Raw genomic sequence first — 18,206 nt, 5'->3', positions numbered from 1 at the left:
CCCCTTTCCATACCTGACATTTATCATAGTCTGCGCGCGGCAATGACCATACTTTTATAGCGATTTGATTCTGTGGAGAATTATGCCTTCCAATTGGATATCGAATTAAGAAAACAAGAAGAATTAATGTACCGAACAACATAAAAAGTATATCATGAAAAGCGAGAATCCGAAACTAATTTGCGATGCTAATGAAGCAGTGGCCCGAATAGCTCACAAGACTAATGAGGTTTGTGCCATATATCCCATTACCCCTGCATCTCCTATGGGGGAGCATGTTGATGTTTTCAGTGCCCGGGGTATGACCAATATATGGGGCAATGTTCCAAGGATTGTGGAAATGCAGAGTGAAGGCGGCGCCTCAGGTGCAGTTCACGGATCCCTGCAGGCAGGGGCCCTCACCACAACCTTTACAGCCTCGCAGGGTTTGCTGTTGATGATACCCAATATGTTCAAGATAGCCGGGGAATTGCTTCCTTCTGTAATCCATGTTGCAGCCAGGACAGTAGCTACCCATGCGCTTTCCATTTTTGGGGATCACTCTGATGTTATGGCTACCCGCCAGACAGGTTTTTCCATGTTGTTCGGAGGTTCCGTACAGGAATCCATGGATTTCGCTTTGATCGCTCAGGTGGCTTCGCTGAAGTCCAGGGTACCTTTCCTTAATATATTCGATGGTTTCCGGACTTCGCATGAGATTTCCAAAATCAATGCTATACCGGATGAGGTTATTAAAGCCATGATGCCCGAAGAAGCTATAATGGCTCATAAAAAACGCAGCCTGGATCCAGACCATCCTGTAGTTCGCGGTACTTCTCAGAATCCCGATGTATTCTTCCAGGCAAGGGAAGCTGCCAATCCTTTTTATGATAAAGTTCCGGGAATTGTTCAGGAAGTAATGGACGAATTCTATCAGCATACCGGAAGGCGCTATACCTTATTTTATTATGTAGGTCATCCTGAAGCAGAACGAGTTGTTGTGATTATGGGTTCTGGTGAAGGCGCCGTCAAGGAGACTGTAGATACAATGGTTGCCAATGGTGAAAAAGTTGGTGCCGTTTTTGTAAGGTTGTATCGTCCCTTCTCAGTAAAACACTTCATAGACAGCTTGCCCAAAACGGTAAGTAAGATAGCAGTGCTGGACCGTACTAAGGAACCTGGCAGTACCGGTGAACCCCTATACCTCGATGTAGTTACTGCTTTTGCCGAACACGAAAGGGAAACTCCGGTAATCGTTGGCGGTCGGTATGGATTGTCTTCCAAAGAATTCAACCCGGCCATGGTGAAAGCCATTTACGACGAGTTGCTCAAAGAAAAGCCCAAAAATCACTTTACCATAGGTATTCAGGATGATGTAAGTCATATGAGCCTGGATTATAACCCGGTATTTGAGACCAAAAAATCTACCTTTAACTGTATGTTCTATGGCCTGGGTTCCGATGGTACTGTGGGGGCCAATAAAAACTCCATCAAGATCATTGGAGAAACTACAGACAATTTTGTTCAGGGATATTTTGTGTACGATTCCAAAAAGGCAGGTGCACAGACTGTTTCGCACCTGCGGTTTGGACCAGACCCTATCTATTCCTCCTATCTGATCAACACAGCAGACTTCGTGGCCTGCCATCAGTTCAATTTTATTGAGAAATACGATGTGCTGAAGCACGTCAAAAAAGGCGGTACTTTCTTGTTGAATGCCCCATACTCTGCAGAAGAGATCTGGAATCAGCTGCCAAGAATCATGCAGGAAGAAATTATCCAGAATGAACTGGAATTCTATGTTGTTGACGCTACAAAAGTGGCCCACGAAGCACAGTTGGGTAAAAGGACCAATACCGTTCTGCAAACCTGCTTCTTTGCAATTTCTGGAATACTGCCCAAGGAAGAAGCTATTGAACGCATCAAGAACGCCATCGTGAAAACGTATTCGCATAAGGGCGAAGATGTGGTTGAAATGAACTTTAATGCGGTAGACAAATCCCTGGAATACCTCCAAAAGGTGGAATACCCCAAAGAGACAACTAACGACAGGTCACTTAAACCCATTATGAGCGGTGATCCCGATCCGTTTGTTCGTGAGGTTTTAGGTAAAATCCTGGCAGGCAGAGGAGATGAATTGCCTGTTTCAGCCTTCCCTGTTGATGGTACTTTCCCAACGGGAACCACCCAATATGAGAAGCGTGGAATAGCTGATTTTATTCCTGTCTGGGACGATGAACAACTCTGCACCCAGTGTAATAAATGTGTGGCTATTTGTCCGCATGCGGCCATACGGGCCAAGGTGGTTTCCAATATGGAACTGGATAATGCTCCGGCTTCTATGAAGACCGCGCCGGCAAAAGGGCGCCCATTCTCCAAAGAAACGGAATCCTACATACTTCAGGTATCTCCGGAAGATTGTACCGGTTGTGATCTGTGTGTAGCGGTATGTCCTGCTGAAAGCAAGGAAATAGAAGACTTCAAGGCCATTAACATGCGTCGTAAACTGGATGTTGAAAAGGCCGAGAATACCAACTGGGATTACTTTGTTGATTTACCGGATTACGACCGTACTGCATTGCAGATTACCAACGTGAAAGGATCTCAGTTCCTGGAACCCCTGTTTGAATTTTCAGGAGCCTGTTCCGGTTGCGGGGAAACCCCTTATATCAAAATGCTTACACAGTTGTACGGGGATTCAATCATGATTGCGAATGCCACTGGATGTTCGTCAATCTACGGTGGTAACCTGCCAACGACTCCTTATAAGAAGAATAAAGAAGGTCGCGGACCGGCATGGGCAAACTCATTGTTTGAAGATAATGCGGAGTTTGGATTTGGCATGAAACTGGCGCTGACCAAGAAACAGGAGATCGCCGTTGGGTTGTTGAAGGAACTCGAAGCCGAGATCGGTGAAGAACTGGTCAATGCCATTATCAATAATCCGGAGTCCAACGAACTGGAACGCAAACAGAAACTGGACGATATTGAAAAAGTCACTCAAATACTCAATACGCTCCCGGATAATAAGAAAGCAGTCAAGCTCAGTCAGCTCAGTGAATACCTAAGGAAGAAAGCCGTATGGATACTCGGAGGTGACGGATGGGCCTACGATATTGGATATGGAGGTGTAGACCACGTGTTGGCTTCCGGTGAAGATATCAATATAATGGTGCTGGATACCGAGGTGTATTCCAATACAGGCGGACAGACATCTAAGGCTACTCCTTTGGGCGCAAGTGCCAAATTCTCTGTCTCTGGTAAGAAGACAGGCAAAAAGAGCCTGGCACTGCAGGCCGTATCTTATGAGAATGTCTACGTGGCCCAGGTTGCCATGGGAGCCAAAGACCGGCAAACCCTTCAGGCTATTGAAGAAGCAGCAGCCTACCCGGGACCATCACTGATCGTGGCATACTCACATTGTGGTGAACACGGATACGGATTGGAAGAAGGAGCACTCCATCAGGAGAAAGCGGTAGAAACCGGTTACTGGCCATTATTCCGCTTTGATCCTTCCAAACCCAAAGGGAAGAAATTCAGGCTGGATTCCAAACCTCCAACAAGACCTCTTGAGGATTTCATGTACAATGAAACCCGATTTACCAGAGTGGTTAAGGAGAATGCGGAACTCGGTGAGAAGCTCCTGAAACAAGCCCAGGAAGAAGTAGATACCAAGTGGGAAAGACTGGAACTCTTCCGCAGTATGTAAGAGGTGGGTTTATAGTAAATACAGAAACAAAAGTTAATACGTGGTATGGAAACTAATGCGACTGCACTTTTTGACAAGGCCATTGAAAAACTAAGAGAGGCTAATGATGAATTATGCCGTCCCGAGGAAGACGTTGTAGCTCCGGTAGTTTGTAAAAATTCACAGGAGGCTATATTGAATTACCTGAAGGGATATCTCATGGCAAATAGTGTCAGCCCCGTGGAAGGGGAGAGTTTAGATCGGCTTTACGAAAAGTGCAGGAGCATTAACCCACATTTCGATAAAATAAACCTTTCCGGTTTGGAATGTGATGTACATGTAGAGTCGCGTTTCTGCAATGGAGCAGAAAGCCAGAGCCGGTGTTTTAATATCGCGGACAGTCTCGATAGTTTCTTCAGGGAGGAACGCATTATCCGGTAGGTCTCGGATTCTGGTTGATAATTAAATATGGGGATTCGGACATCAAATCCATAGCTTCGTCCTGCCTGGTTTTGAATATTGCCACAGATCATCTTTTTTAGGTCTACAACCCTTAAAACCTAATCAAGATGAAAAAACTACTTCTTATTTTCATGGCCGCCCTGTTCAGTTTGGGCGCCTATTCGCAGGAACCCCTGTACCTCACTTTCGAATTTATGAAGGTTGAGGAAGGAATGGGGGCTGATTACTGGGAAACAGAATCCTTCTGGGAAAAAATCCATGAGCAAAGGGTAAAAGATGGAGATATTATTGGCTGGGACCTCTGGGCACTCTCTCCTTCCGGTACAAATCAGGGACATCAGTATATGACCGTTACCTTGTACAGTGACCCTGTAAAAATGATGGGAGGGGGAACAGACTTTGATAAGACAATGGAAGGCGCCTATCCGAAAATGTCACAATTTGAAATAGACAAACAAATGGATCAAACTGTGAAAAGCAGGGATCTTGCGGTAATAGTGTATCTACAACAAATTGCCGGAGCAGGGGATGATTTTGAGATGCCGCTTGGGACCCTTGCACAGATTAACTTTATGAAGGCCAAAACTGGAGAAGCTGGCACCTATGAGGAGATGGAAGCTACAGTATTCAGAGGGATTCACGAGCGGCGTATAAAAGCTGGTGCTATGGCAAGCTGGGGATTGCTCAGAAATATGATGGGTTATACTACTGAAGCCTATGCATCCCATATTACAGTGGATATGTTCAAGGATTGGGATCAGTATTTCAATGCTTCACCCAATATAGAATGGACCCCTGAACAACAGGAAGCGGGTGATAAAATAGCCGAAATAAGGGATATTAAATCAACAGTTTTCGGAACCCTGGTAAAGAAAGTGCGTTAGTTTTATTTAATTAGTTAATTATTTATTCGGTAAATCCTTCCTCAACAGGGAGGATTTATTTTTGCCAGGCTTTTCTGAGAAACCTCAGGAAATTACCGTGCATAAAATTTTCTATTTCTGTTTCAGAATATCCCCGTTGATTGAGCAGTGGAATAAACTTCTGCAAATCGGCAATAGTATCGAGGTCTGCCGGACTTTGTTCTTTGCCAAAGCCTCCGTCAAGGTCCGTTCCTATACCCACATGCATAGCATTGCCTGCCAGCTGGCAGATATGGTCCATATGCTCCACGGCCGAATTAAGGTTTGCACCCATCTCCTTTGGTAGAGATATCCCTTTTTCCCATCCCGGTACAAGCATCCATGTATCCAGGGCAATGCCAATTACAGCCTCCCTTTCGATCAATGCCCTGATCTGATCGTCGGAGAATTGCCTGTTGTGAGGTACCAGGGAACGGCAGTTGTTATGACTTGCCCAAACAGGGCCATTAAAGTGATCCAGTGCCTCCCAGAAGCTTTGGTCGCAAAGGTGGGTAACATCAAGGATTATATTGAGGTTTTCCATTTCCCTTAACAAGGCCTTCCCTTTTTCACCGATCCCGCCACTGGCGTTCGTCCCCTGAGCATAAGTCCCCGGGCCGTAATGTGCCGGGCCAATAGCCCTTAGCCCTTGCTGGTGAGCCTGCTGTAAATAATCCAGGTTAACGATAGAATCTGCCCCTTCCAGGGTAAGTATATACCCGATAGGTCTTTTGTCTCCAGGCGGAACTGACCAAAGTTCCAGATGCTTTTCCAGCTGGTCCAGGGATCTGATCTGTACCAGCTCTCCCGCTGATTCCATAGCCCGGTACCAGGATAACTGACCCTGGGTCTGTGCCCAGGCCTGTTCAGGGGAATGCCATCCCGGAAGGGGGTTATTTTCCTTAACATAGCGGGCAATCTGCGTAGCCATGCACAGCCCAATATTACCTGCCCTCATGGCAGGGAAGGAAACGGTGTTTTTTCCCCGGTCCGGTTTGTCCTTGAGATGAGCTTCCCGTTCTCTGATAGCCCTTACAGGCAGCCTCAGGTCCCGGTTCCATTCCATGGCATTCATCGCCAGGTCAAGATGTGCATCGAATACAAACACAGTTGCTCTAAATTGTTAGTTGGTGGTCACGGGCGGCTACTTTCCATGACCCGGTTACTTTTCCTTTTGATACGGTGATCAGCTGCCGGTATTTTGCAACAGTGGGGCAGATATGCATCGGGATAGCATACACCACATCACCAATTTGGAATTGTTCAGGGTCTGAACATTCCAGCACAAGATGCTCTTCGCTTTGGCTGATTTGCCTGCAGTTGTCTATATCTAATAATTCTACCCTGGGAAAGGGCATTTCCGGTGCCAGGGCCTTATGGCCGAGGTCAAGGCAAATGACATTTGGCGCAGGCCTGCTTATTACCCTCGAACATAATACCGCAGCAGTGAGCATCTTCATTTCAGGAAACAGGGATTCGTAGCGGGCATCCCATAGCAAGGTGGTGCCAGGGCTGGTGATCACTTCCTCATTCAAAGCATGCACCGGGAAGGAGGGAGAACCACCGGCGATTATAAACTTGACAGACATCCCTTCCCTTTCGATATCTTCTTTCAATTTTTGAACGGGCTCAAAGGCCTTTTTACATACGGTTCTGCGTTCTTCAAAATCGGTGTTTCGGATATGTCCGTCATATGCATGAAGTCCTTCGGCTTCAAGATTTTCGGACCCCCAGATCGAACGATACAATTCCAGCGCTTTGTTTCCGGGAATAATGCCTGTCCGGTTCATGCCGGTATTCAAATCGAGGTATATGCCTAATTTAATATGGCGTTTACGAGCTTCCTGTTCTAATTGCTCCCGTATTTCCATACAGTCTACCAGGGCAGAGAAACGGGTTTCCGGGAAGGTTTCTATGAGGTTAAACAGGCGCACTATATTAAAACCCACTGGTTGCATTGCGAGAAGTACATCCGGGGCTTTACAGTTGCCCAGGAGTTCGGCCTCAGCTATGGTGGCACACTTGAATTGATTTATCCCCTTATCCATCTGCATTTGTATGATCTCAGCTGTTTTATGGGTTTTGATGTGCGGTCTTAGCCGCGAAGGGGTCCCGGCTATTTCGACCATGCGTTCTATATTCTTACTTATACGATCGGGATAGACAAGCAAGCAGGGAGTTACCAGTTGGTCTGTGTCTTTTAGCTCGTACCAATTCTCAGTATCCATACCTGTAATTCTTTAGTGGAGCTCGAACATGGCTTCAATTTCAACCGGCACATTTCCCGGCAGTATCATGCCAACAGCACTCCTGACTCCAACACCCATTTCAGTGCCAAATACATCCGCCATCAATTCGCTAAAGCCATTGATTACAAGCGGTTGCTGATCAAAGTCTGGCGTGGAATTTACCATGCCCAACGTCTTGACCAGGCGTTTTATCCGGTCTATATCACCAAAATGAGTTTTAATTGTCGAGAGCATGGTTAAGCCCACCTGCTCAGCAGCAAGCTTAGCCTCTCCAAGGTTGAGGTCATCGCCTACACAGCCGGTCATATAACTGCCATCGGACAGCATAGGCCCCTGTCCGGAAACATACAGGAAATTACCAACTACCAGAACGGGTTTGTACAATCCTGCAGGCGGAGGGGCGGGTGGCAGGGCTAGGCCTAATGAGGAAATTCTCTGTGATGGTTTTGTATTCATTGTAGTATAATTAAATGATGGTATTAAGAATTAAAACGCCAATGAGCCCCATTACACCTACGGTAGTTTCCATAATGGTCCAGCTTCTCAGGGTATCTTTCACAGACAGGCTGAAATATTCCTTGAATAGCCAGAACCCCCCATCATTTACATGTGAGAGCATGAGGCTGCCGGAACCTATGGCCAGCACCATGAGTTCTGCGCTTACCCCCGGGGCGTTAACCAGTGGGGCCACTATACCGGCTGCCGTAAGTCCGGCAACCGTGGCAGATCCCACGCAAACCCTTAGCACGGTGGCGATCAGCCAGGCAAGGAAAAGTGGTGAAAGAGTTGAACCCCGCAATAAATCAGCAATGTATTCGCTGACTCCACTTTCTACCAGGACTTGTTTTAATGCTCCTGCACCGGCAATGATTAGTAAGACCATGGTAATTCCGGAAATTGAATTCCCCACAGAATCCATTACTTCTTTCATTTTCCTCCCACGTGAAAGACCAAGGGTGTAAATGGCTACAAGAACGGAAATCAACATGGCGATTACAGGATCACCAGCAAATTGAATAATCTGCAGTACCTGGGATCCGGCAGGGAGTATCATTTCCATTATTGTCGCCAGTGTGATCAGAACCACTGGAAGCAGGGCTGTAAAGATGCTTATTGCGGTGCCAGGCATCTCTTCATCCGTAAGCACCCTGGGATTTACAAACTCCTTTAGTGGGGCCGCCGGTATGTTTTTCAATGTCCGGGAAAAGAATGGACCAGCAACTACAATAGCAGGTATGGCTATCGCAATACCATACAATAGTGTTTTGCCAAGATCGGCATTGAACATAGCTGTTATGGCTGTGGGTGCCGGGTGTGGCGGAAGATATCCGTGGGTAACAGAAAGAGAGGCCAGCATTGGCAGGCCAACGTAGATCAATGGCAGGCCTGTTGATGCAGCCACAGTAAAGACCAGTGGTACCAGGATAACAAACCCTACCGTATAGAACATGGGGATTCCAACAATAAAACCAGTGAGTACAACTGCCCACTGTATATTGCGTTTACCAAAACGGGCAATCAGTTGGGTTGTGATTCGCTGCGCGGCTCCGCTGTCTGCCACCAATTTGCCCAACATGGCACCAAAACCAAGGATCAGGATCAAAAAGCCAAGGGTGTCTCCAATACCCTTCTGAATGGCACCTACCACCTCTAGTAGCGGCATACCCTCTGCAATGCCAACAAGCAGGGAAACCAGGGTAAAGGCGATAAAGGCGTTAAGCTTATAGCGGGCAATAAGGACGAACAGGAGAAGGATCCCAAGAATTACTATAAATAAAGGCATTCAGCTGTGTTGGTTAAGGCGGTTCATATCTGGATTAAATATACCATTTTGAAGCGTAAGGAATAGCATACATTTTTTATCTTGTGGAGGTATACTCCTCGACTATGCACAAAAGGGATTTTCTGAAGCAATTAGGCAAGGGCGCTCTGGCTTCACCATTTTTGGCTGTCCCCATAGCCTCTTTTGGGTCTGAACCGGCTGATCGGGATCCATATGATGTTTGGGGTGAAGATAAGTTCTGGGAGAGGATCCGGAAGGACTATGCCCTGAAACCGGACTACATCAACCTGGAAAATGGTTATTACAACATTGCCCCCATTCCTACTCTGCAAAAATTCTGGGGGCATATTCAGGAGGTGAACTACCAGGGTTCGTATTATATGAGAACGGTTCAGTGGGACAACAAAAAGCGTATAACAGCCCGGCTTGCTGCCCTTGTGGGGTGCAACTCTGAAGAAGTGATCATTACCCGGAACACCACGGAATCTCTGGATATGATCATCGGTGGATTTCCCTGGCAAGAAGGGGATGAAGCCATCTATGCCATTCAGGATTACGGTGCCATGCGAATGCATTTTCAGCAGGTGGCCAAACGCCATGGGGTAGTCAATAAAGAGATATCAATTCCGAATCATCCGAAATCAGATGAAGAGCTAGTAGCCCTTTACGAGGAGCAGATCACGCCCAGGACCAGGCTGATCATGCTGTGCCATATGATCAATATCACGGGGCAAATCATGCCTGTTCGAAAGATCTGTGAAATGGCGCATCGCTATGGGGTGGAGGTCATGGTAGACGGGGCTCATTGCATTGGCCATATTCAGGTGGATATTCCCGGTCTGAAATGCGATTACTATGGTTCAAGCCTCCATAAATGGCTGAGTACTCCTCTTGGCGCAGGACTTTTATATGTGAAAAAGGATCATATACCGAAGATCTGGCCACTACTCGCGGAACACAGACGCGAAGCAGGGGATATTGGTCGTTTAAACCATACAGGCACCCATCCGGTGCATACAGACCTTGCCATTGACAATGCCATTGATTATCTGGAGCTTATTGGACTGGAACGCAAAGAAAATCGCATGCGTTTCCTTCAGCGATACTGGAGCGAACCCTTGCGCAAGGTTAAAAACATAGAAGTAAACACTCCGGAGGAAAAGGGCAGGAGTTGTGGTATTGCTAACGTGGGGATTAACCATATGAAACCTGCGGACCTTGCCAAAACCCTCCTGGAAGAATTCAATATATTTACCGTTGCCATAGACCATGCAAATGTCCGGGGTTGCAGGATTACTCCAAATGTTTATACAACCACTGCAGAACTGGATCGCTTTATCAGTGCAATGAAGGAATTGGCATCACGGGTTTGAAGAATGAGAAAGGAAGAACAGCAAACAGGCTTAAGCCCTGACAAAAATCATAGTTGTCCTGTTGGACAAGGTTTAGTTTTGGGAGTTTTATCTCAGATAGATTTATTCCTCTAACGGCAGGACTTAAACGATAAAAAATAATTAATTCAAATAGTATGTCAGGATCAAAAACGAGGTGGGAACTAAAGCATAGCATAGTTCTCATGAGGATTTTAATTGGCTGGCACTTTCTGTACGAAGGTGTGATCAAATTATATAACCCGGACTGGACCTCTTTCGGGTATCTGGCTTCAGCACAAGGACCTTTTAAACCAGTTTTTTTAGCTATTAGTCAGGAGCCTTTTTTGGTTTGGGCAGATAACCTGAACTGGATGGCCCTGATGTTTGTGGGCATTACCCTCACCCTTGGAGTCTTTGAAAAATGGGGTGCAGGGGTAGGTATATTTCTTCTGGCCCTGTATTACCTGGCTCATCCGCCTTTTCCCTGGTTAGAGCAGGTAAATGTGGAAGGGAGCTACTGGTTTGTAAACAAGAACCTGATTGAACTTGTAGCATGCCTGATCGTACTGCAACATCCAACAGCCCAAATATTTGGCCTTGGCAATATTTGGAATCGAAATAAATCACTAAATAAATCCGAAGCGCAATGAAATGGACTAGACGAGATGTTCTCAAAGGCCTTGGTGGAATTCCTATACTAGGAGCAGTCTGGTGGGCCGGCGCATCAAATACAGTATCCAAAAACAGGGAACGATCTGCAATTCTCGAACAATTGAAAATAGACCCTTCACTACCCAGTGCTGTTAAGGCCATAAGTGGAAACCCCATTCGTATAGGAATTATAGGTTTTGGGATACGAGGGGAGCAATTGTGCCGGGCATTGGGATATGCCACGGAGGAATGGAAAGAGGCCATGCGCATTGCGCATGAAGAAGATCCGAAAAACAATCAACTTCAGGATTTTCTGGATCAGGAAAAGCTCAATGTAGACCTTGTAGCCGTATGCGATATTTTTGACGTTCGGGCTGAGCAGGCCAGAAAACTAAATCCGTATAAGCCTTTAAAGCGATTCAGGACCCACGAGGAAATGATCCGCAGTGGTGAAGTAGATGCTGTTATTATCGCCACGCCAGACCACTGGCATGCCCCTATGGCCATTGATGCCCTAGAGAATGGTGTACACGCCTATGTGGAAAAACCCATGACCCATACCATTGAAGAAACGTATAGATTGAGGGAAGCAGCACGTAAATCTAAAGCATTGTTGATGGTTGGGCACCAGCACAGGCAAACGCTGAGCTTCCAGACAGCCCAGGATATTATCGAAAAAGGTATACTGGGACATGTTTCCCTGATCCAGACCAATACCAACAGGAATGATGACAACGGGGCCTGGAACTATGATATTCACGAGCAGGCCAATGAGAATACCATCGATTGGGAGATGTTCCTGGGCAGTGCACCAAAAATACCCTTCAATAAGAACCACTTCTTCAGGTGGAGGAAGTGGTGGGCGTATGGATCCGGTCTTTCCGGGGATCTGTTGACACATGACTACGACCGTTTGAATTGCGTGCTTAATATGGGTATACCTAATAGTGTAATGGCTTCCGGTGGTATCTATACCCATAATGACGGCCGCAATGTTCCGGATGTATTGCAGGTAAACATGGAATTTTCAGACTACAGTACCGGAAGCAGCCAGGTAAAGGGAAAAGAAAAAGGGATGACATTTGTTTACAGTGCTACTCTTGGAAATGGTTTCAGCAGGCCAACCATATTAATGGGCCATGATGCTACCATGGAGCTGGGCAACAGGCTTACTATCTGGCCGGAAAGTGGCTCTACAAAATATGCGGAAATGATTGAAGCGGAAAAAATGAATCCGCGTGTGCCCATTTATCAGTATGATCCTGCGGCTAGTGCACCTGATGCAGTTTCTTCAGCTACTTCCCAGTATTTTGCAGATAAGGGCCTGATGTGGACCTATATCGACGGAAAGCGCGTAGATTCTACTTTCCTCCACCTTCGGGAATGGCTCAGTGCAACGCGAAACGGAGGCAAATTGAGTTGTGGTATTGATGAGGGCTTTGATGAAGCCATTTCTGCCCATATGGCCGGACTTTCCTATAAACTGGGAAGGAGGATCGACTGGGATCCCGTTTCCGAACAACTCGTGCCTATTGATGGAATTGATTTTGATGAGGTTTTGCTCAGAAGCACTTAGTGTTAAAATAAATACCGTTCTATAGTTAAACAGGCTCTCCCGGGCCTGTTTTTTTATGATACTAACTCAGGCCAAATCCTTGATGTTAAAAAAGCTAACTTCCTGAAAAACTGATAAATATCATAAAATGGGGAGTGTATTAAAGGTACATTAGTAAAAACAAAATCATTGTATCATGCAAGTCAAAAAAAATCCAGAAGCAGATCTGAATAGAAATAGTGGATTGTATTTTGTGATTGGACTCACTATTGTGCTATTCTTAACATGGAGGGCTTTGGAATATAAGTCCTACGAGAAAGACGAATTTACCATTGAGATTGCTGAAGCGGTAGATGATCTCAAGGAAGATGTACCCGTTACCCAAAACATTAAAACGCCTCCACCTCCACCTCCACCTGCGGCTCCCGAAGTAATTGAAGTAGTGGAAGACACCGAAGAGATCGAGGAAACCATTATCGAAAGTACCGAAACCAGCCAGGATGCAGTAGTGGAAGAAGCTATTGATGTGGATGATGTAGAAGTTGGGGAAGAAGAAGAGGAAATATCAGTTCCGTTTGCGGTTATTGAAAATGTTCCGATTTTCCCGGGATGTGAAAGTGCGAAGAATAATGATGAAAGAAAGTTATGCTTCCAGGAAAAAATCCAGGAGCATGTAAGAAAAGAGTTCACCTATCCGCAATCTGCCCTTGAATTGGGTATTAAAGGACGCGTTTTTGTACAGTTTGAGATTAATTCAAAAGGACTGATCAGCGGCATAAGGACTCGCGGACCGGATAAATTACTGGAAAAGGAAGCTGCCAGAATTATTGCTTCACTTCCAAAAATGAAGCCGGGAACGCAGCGCGGACAGGCAGTAAAAGTACCTTACAGCATCCCGATCAACTTCATGATACAATAGCCTTAAAGGCAGAAGTTTGTTGAAGGTAGGGCCCAGAAATGGGCCCTTTTTTTATTTCTATAAGTGATTTTAATCCTTGTAATCCAGCAATTTTTGCGGACCTTCAAGCAATACCCTTACAATTTGCAGAGTACCGTCTTCCTTGGTAGCTATATGCCATTTGATAAGGGAAATTGTTCCTTCCACAATTTCTATTCCCGTAATACTCCTGGGATGCACGCAACTGCCGTCATTGAAAAAGGGGATTTCCCCGGGTTCGGGAAATCTAGGCCTGTGCGTATGCCCGGCGATGGTGAGCTGCATATTGTTTCGCAGGATCCACTTTTTCATCCGGCGTTCTATTTTTATCAGTTCCCTGTAGTTTTTAGCCGGACTGGTCGGGTCTGCTATACCCCAGACCTGCAAGGGTTTCCAAAGGATCCTTACCAGAAAGCGCCCCCATCGCCAGAAGGTATAATTAAACCAGTCGGCCTGGTGACCGTGCAGAAGAAATAATTCCTGTCCGCTTTCCTCGTGTTTTAACACCAGTGACTCGTGATAGGTAATGTCTTTGAAAAGTTCCTTGTCCCGTTCCTCAATGGGCTCAAAGTAGCTGCCGAGATGTTTCTTCACATAATCGGGGTCTTTATAGACCATGTCGTGGTTGCCCCATATCATATGCAGACGGCCATCCAGATGGAATTTTTGGAGCAGCTGGTAGACATTTTTGTGGGCCTCGAATAAGTCCTCAAAATGAATATTTTCCCATAGCTCGTCCCCATCGCCCAGTTCAAAGTACTCAAATCCCTCCCGGTAATAATGGCTTAAGGCGTGAAAGTAGATGTTCCGGTTATTGGCAAAATCATCCGCAAAACTATTGTCTCCCCTGTGACAATCGCTAAACAGAATAAACCTGGACCTGTTCGTAAACGGAATACGCTTCGCTTTGGAATAGGCTCTATTTAACCTCTTATTGGTAGACATTCTGCTAGTTTGTACTAATATCCAAAAAATCAACGGAACACCGTAATTATGCCAGAACAAGCAAATACCCTGCTAATTTTGTAATTTTATAGGAAGTTCTGAGACTAATGCGTCATGAATAGAAACCCAGAGAAGGATTTTCCGATTAAGCCACTTATCAGCTTTGACAGGTACCTGAGGCAGTACGACGCTATGGTAGAAAGTGAGGACCCCTTGCTTGCAGCAAAGGCCAGGAATATACTTGAGGCTCAGGCCCCATATCCTGAATTGCGGGAAGGTTTCACAGATATGAGCCTTTTAGAGAAGCACAAAGACGTAATCCGGATCATTTTACAGGACGCGTTTAGTGATATCCTTGGAGATAACGAGATTAAAGCAGCTTCACTGCCCTATTTCAATCTGATGTTTAATCCATCCAGGAGATTTCAAAAGATCCTTGATGAGGCAGGAGCCAATTATCGATTGGATATAAGTCATCGCGAAGAAGGGGTTGACTATATGATGGCCAGTACCGTAATCCTGAAATTCCATTATGGGTTTAACCTGGATTTTGGAAGACCTTATTTCTATGATATCCCGGACGCCAATGGGGTAATCCGGCATTATCGGATTTTGTACAATGCCGATTTTATGGACCTTTATCCCACAGAACTTGCTAAAGACCTTAACCAGGACGATCTGGACCAGTTACTCGAAAACCCGGACAACCTGGAGTTGTGGAAGGAGAAAATACCCCCAGGCAGTTTCATATCCAAGGGTTTTGTAATCTCCAATATGTTCGATGTTACATCGGACCAAACCATTTCCGATATCAAATCGGCCCTGATAGCGAGTGATAAACGTGGAAATGAAAATTTCATGGAAGACCTGCAGGAAACTTTCCGCTCGTTCTTCCGTTCCAAAAACCTAAAAGTAGGATTTGTAGCCTACGACCCCAAAGCCAATTATTTTAAAAGGATCCACGGGAAAAAGATGAGCAGTTTTCTTCTGCACGATAAAGAGACAGAGGTCTGTGACGAGGCCCTCTGCCAGGGTTCTTACGAAAAGCTCCTAAAGCAAAATACCTATTTCGCTATCCCGGATGTAGAAAAATACTATACTCTTTCGGAGGGGGCAGCACCCTATAAACCCCTGCATGAGCAGGGAATTAAAAGTGCTATTCTCGCTCCCATTGCTTCCCAGGGTGAACTTTTAGGGGTACTGGAAGTGGTTTCCACCATTAAAAATGAGCTGAATGGGGTAAATGCCACTAAACTGGACGATGTAATGCCTTACATTGTTTCGGCCGTGGTTCGTTCCAAGATCGAAGAAGCAAACCTAATTGACGCAGTCATTCAAAACGAATGTACCTCGGTGCATGAATCCGTTTACTGGAAATTCAGGGAGGAAGCCCAGCAGTTCATAACAGATCAGCTGCAGGGGAATAAACCCACTTTCAGGGAAATCGTCTTTGAAAATGTTTACCCCCTTTATGGTCAGGTAGATATAAGAAGTTCTTCCAGGGCGCGTAATGAGGCTATTCAGCGGGACATGATAATACAGCTTATCGCAATCAGTCAGGTTCTTGAACAAGCAAGGGTCAAATACAGGCTACCCATCTACGAAGAGCTGAAATATCGCGTCAAAAGCCTTGTAGACGACATTAAGGAAGTGCTGCATACTAATAGTGAACAACTCATCTTTAATTTTGTTCAGGAAGATGTGTTACCCGTTTTTAATTACCTCAAAGAAACCGATGAGGAGATAGGCAAATCCATTACTGCCTATGAGTCTACCATCGACAAGCATACTGGTACCTATTATGACCACCGCAGAAATTATGACGAGAGTGTAATGAAGATCAACCAGGAGCTGGCAGAGGTACTGGATCAGAAACAGCTGGCAGCCCAGGAAATGTTCCCGCATTATTTTGAGCGGTATAAAACCGATGGGGTAGAGCACAATATGTACATAGGGGAGTCCATCTCCGGCGATCAGAAGTTTAACAGGCTTTTCCTGAACAACCTGAGACTATGGGAACTGCAGACTATGGTGGATATGGAGAACCGCTATTACAACCTTAAGGCAGAGTTGCCTGTGAAGCTGGACATAGCTTCTCTGATCCTGGTTTACAACACCTCCCTGTCTATTCGTTTCCGTATGGACGAAAAGCGGTTTGATGTGGATGGCACCTATAATGCCCGCTACGAGATCATCAAGAAGAGGATTGACAAATCTTATGTAAAAGGCACCAATGAGCGGGTAACCCAAAGTGGTAAGATGGTCATTATCTATTCACAGAAAGAAGATGAAATGGAGTACCTCAGGTATATCCGCTTCCTGAAATCAAAGGGATACTTCACAAACAATATTGAAATCGTAGAACTGGAAGGATTGCAAGGGGTTACCGGCCTTAAGGCTATTCGTGCTGAGATCCTTTACCATAAAGGGAAAGAGTCCGAAAAAACCTATACCTATGAAGAGCTCATGCAGGAGCTAGAAGACTAGAGCCTGCTTAGATCCTATCCGGGCCAAAATATTTAAAAGCGACCCCGAAAGAAATCACCGAAACAATAATCCCAATCATAAAGATGGTGTAGGTCCATCTCAGGATATTGTACTTTCTATTCAGTACCAAACCCAGGAAGTACAGGTCTTTGGTCAGTGAGGAATAGATGTAATCCTTATCCTTCACCAGCTCTCCAATAGCCCATTCGTAGTCGTCCAGCTTCATTTTGTGAAAGTTGCCAAAAAAAAGCAGGTTCACTTTCTTTTGTTTCACATCTTCCATGGTAAACTTCCCGCGAGTAACATTGGGTCTGGTAGCCAGCACGGCCAGTACCATTGACGCCACACTAAAAACAATGAATATCACCGTTGGATAGATCAAATAGGTATTGGAAGGATTATCCAGTTTGGGGATCAGGTTAGACAGGGCAAGGGAAATGATTATGGCATTTACAGAAAGTAAGATATTGGCTTTGGTATCGGCAATATTACTCAGGGTGAGGTGATTCTTGAGAGTTACCCTGTACAAGGTCTGTATACCTCTGTCCGGGGATTCGCGCTTATATTTTGCTTTCAGCTTCTCTTTTTTGGCGATATCATATTCCGTTTTTTTATCCTTGATCAGTTTACTGAGGTTCTTATCCTTTCCCGCTTGCCACTGTTCTTTGGCGTAGTCCGTGTAGAACTCGTGTTCTTTTTTGAAAAAGTCTATATTAACCTCTCTCCATTCCTGACCGCTGTAACTCGCAAGTCCTAATAGCTCAAGCTCGGTTTTCAATTCTTCTGCGGTTTCCCAGTAAGACTTTTTGCCAAAATGTGAAGAATCTGCGTCCCGGATAATTTTTTCCTGTTCGGAAGTGGGCTGGTAATATCGTTTAGTGGCCATAATATAGGTTTCCACCTTATCGATTATTGCTTTTTCCACGCCTTGTTCTTTCAGGAATTTCCGGGCAATGCCACAACTTTTTTTTTCATGTTCATCGGTGCCCTGCGTGTATCCTGTATCATGCAGCCAGGCAGTCAGGATGAGCGCTACCTGATCCTCCTCCGACAAATTGTGGTGGTTCAATAATTCTTTGGTACTTTTAACTACTCGTTGGGTATGTTTGAGGTTGTGGTATCGGTAGTTCGAATCCAAATGATTCGTCAATAAATCTACTACGTAGTGTTCAGTTTTTTGCAGTATATCCGACAT

At 45.4% G+C, this 18,206-nt stretch carries 14 protein-coding genes; 8 read left to right on the top strand and 6 right to left on the bottom strand.

Annotation, left to right across the window (positions count from 1 at the left end):
- The first annotated feature begins 154 nt into the window (after window positions 1–154).
- From nifJ to OO016_RS01130, 3 genes are all read left to right on the top strand, one after another.
- The gene (gene nifJ, locus OO016_RS01140) at window positions 155–3,688 is read left to right on the top strand and encodes a pyruvate:ferredoxin (flavodoxin) oxidoreductase (RefSeq protein ID WP_266010186.1); all 3,534 of its coding nucleotides are present in this window, start codon (window positions 155–157) and stop codon (window positions 3,686–3,688) included.
- Window positions 3,689–3,733: 45 nt separating this feature from the next.
- Window positions 3,734–4,108 carry a HEPN domain-containing protein gene (locus tag OO016_RS01135; RefSeq protein ID WP_266010185.1) on the top strand — a complete coding sequence of 125 codons (375 nt, stop codon included), beginning with the start codon at window positions 3,734–3,736 and terminating at the stop codon, window positions 4,106–4,108.
- Window positions 4,109–4,236: 128 nt separating this feature from the next.
- A complete protein-coding gene (locus OO016_RS01130; RefSeq protein ID WP_266010184.1) occupies window positions 4,237–5,013 on the top strand; it encodes a hypothetical protein in 777 nt (258 codons plus the stop codon).
- Window positions 5,014–5,068: 55 nt separating this feature from the next.
- Here the strand turns inward: OO016_RS01130 and OO016_RS01125 are convergent, their stop codons facing one another.
- The 4 genes from OO016_RS01125 to OO016_RS01110 are packed head-to-tail and all read right to left on the bottom strand — an operon-like array spanning window position 5,069 to window position 9,063.
- Window positions 5,069–6,139 carry a dipeptidase gene (locus tag OO016_RS01125; protein ID WP_266010183.1) on the bottom strand — a complete coding sequence of 357 codons (1,071 nt, stop codon included), beginning with the start codon at window positions 6,137–6,139 and terminating at the stop codon, window positions 5,069–5,071.
- A gap of 7 nt (window positions 6,140–6,146) precedes the next feature.
- The gene (locus tag OO016_RS01120; protein ID WP_266010182.1) at window positions 6,147–7,259 is read right to left on the bottom strand and encodes a D-TA family PLP-dependent enzyme; all 1,113 of its coding nucleotides are present in this window, start codon (window positions 7,257–7,259) and stop codon (window positions 6,147–6,149) included.
- Window positions 7,260–7,271: 12 nt separating this feature from the next.
- Complete coding sequence (locus tag OO016_RS01115) at window positions 7,272–7,736, bottom strand: RidA family protein (RefSeq protein WP_266010181.1); 465 nt, start codon at window positions 7,734–7,736, stop codon at window positions 7,272–7,274.
- 10 nt (window positions 7,737–7,746) lie between these two features.
- Window positions 7,747–9,063 (bottom strand): gluconate:H+ symporter, encoded by a 1,317-nt coding sequence (locus OO016_RS01110; protein ID WP_266010180.1) that lies wholly within the window; start codon window positions 9,061–9,063, stop codon window positions 7,747–7,749.
- A 104-nt stretch (window positions 9,064–9,167) separates the two neighbouring features.
- Here OO016_RS01110 and OO016_RS01105 point away from each other — a divergent pair, with 104 nt between their 5' ends.
- From OO016_RS01105 to OO016_RS01090, 4 genes are all read left to right on the top strand, one after another.
- Entirely contained in the window at window positions 9,168–10,436 is a 1,269-nt protein-coding gene (locus OO016_RS01105) for an aminotransferase class V-fold PLP-dependent enzyme (protein ID WP_266010179.1), read from the top strand.
- 203 nt (window positions 10,437–10,639) lie between these two features.
- On the top strand, window positions 10,640–11,086 hold the full coding sequence (locus tag OO016_RS01100) for a DoxX subfamily (protein WP_266010178.1): 447 nt from the start codon (window positions 10,640–10,642) through the stop codon (window positions 11,084–11,086).
- The gene (locus OO016_RS01095) at window positions 11,083–12,663 is read left to right on the top strand and encodes a Gfo/Idh/MocA family protein (protein WP_266010177.1); all 1,581 of its coding nucleotides are present in this window, start codon (window positions 11,083–11,085) and stop codon (window positions 12,661–12,663) included. Before OO016_RS01100 ends, OO016_RS01095 begins: the two co-directional genes overlap by 4 nt.
- 175 nt (window positions 12,664–12,838) lie before the next feature.
- On the top strand, window positions 12,839–13,561 hold the full coding sequence (locus tag OO016_RS01090; protein WP_266010176.1) for an energy transducer TonB: 723 nt from the start codon (window positions 12,839–12,841) through the stop codon (window positions 13,559–13,561).
- A 69-nt stretch (window positions 13,562–13,630) separates the two neighbouring features.
- On the opposite strand, the gene OO016_RS01085 is transcribed toward OO016_RS01090, so the two are convergent.
- Window positions 13,631–14,524: a metallophosphoesterase gene (locus tag OO016_RS01085; RefSeq protein WP_266010175.1), complete on the bottom strand. Its 894-nt coding sequence runs from the start codon at window positions 14,522–14,524 to the stop codon at window positions 13,631–13,633.
- A 114-nt stretch (window positions 14,525–14,638) separates the two neighbouring features.
- On the opposite strand from OO016_RS01085, the gene OO016_RS01080 reads away from it, so the two are divergent.
- Complete coding sequence (locus OO016_RS01080) at window positions 14,639–17,011, top strand: GAF domain-containing protein (protein ID WP_266010174.1); 2,373 nt, start codon at window positions 14,639–14,641, stop codon at window positions 17,009–17,011.
- Window positions 17,012–17,018: 7 nt separating this feature from the next.
- On the opposite strand, the gene OO016_RS01075 is transcribed toward OO016_RS01080, so the two are convergent.
- A complete protein-coding gene (locus OO016_RS01075) occupies window positions 17,019–18,206 on the bottom strand; it encodes a Pycsar system effector family protein (protein WP_266010173.1) in 1,188 nt (395 codons plus the stop codon).

Source organism: Lentiprolixibacter aurantiacus, from assembly GCF_026241225.1.
GTDB lineage: Bacteria > Bacteroidota > Bacteroidia > Flavobacteriales > Flavobacteriaceae > Lentiprolixibacter > Lentiprolixibacter aurantiacus.
Note: the sequence above shows the minus strand (reverse complement) of the source record. Positions and strands in the feature narration are given on the sequence as shown.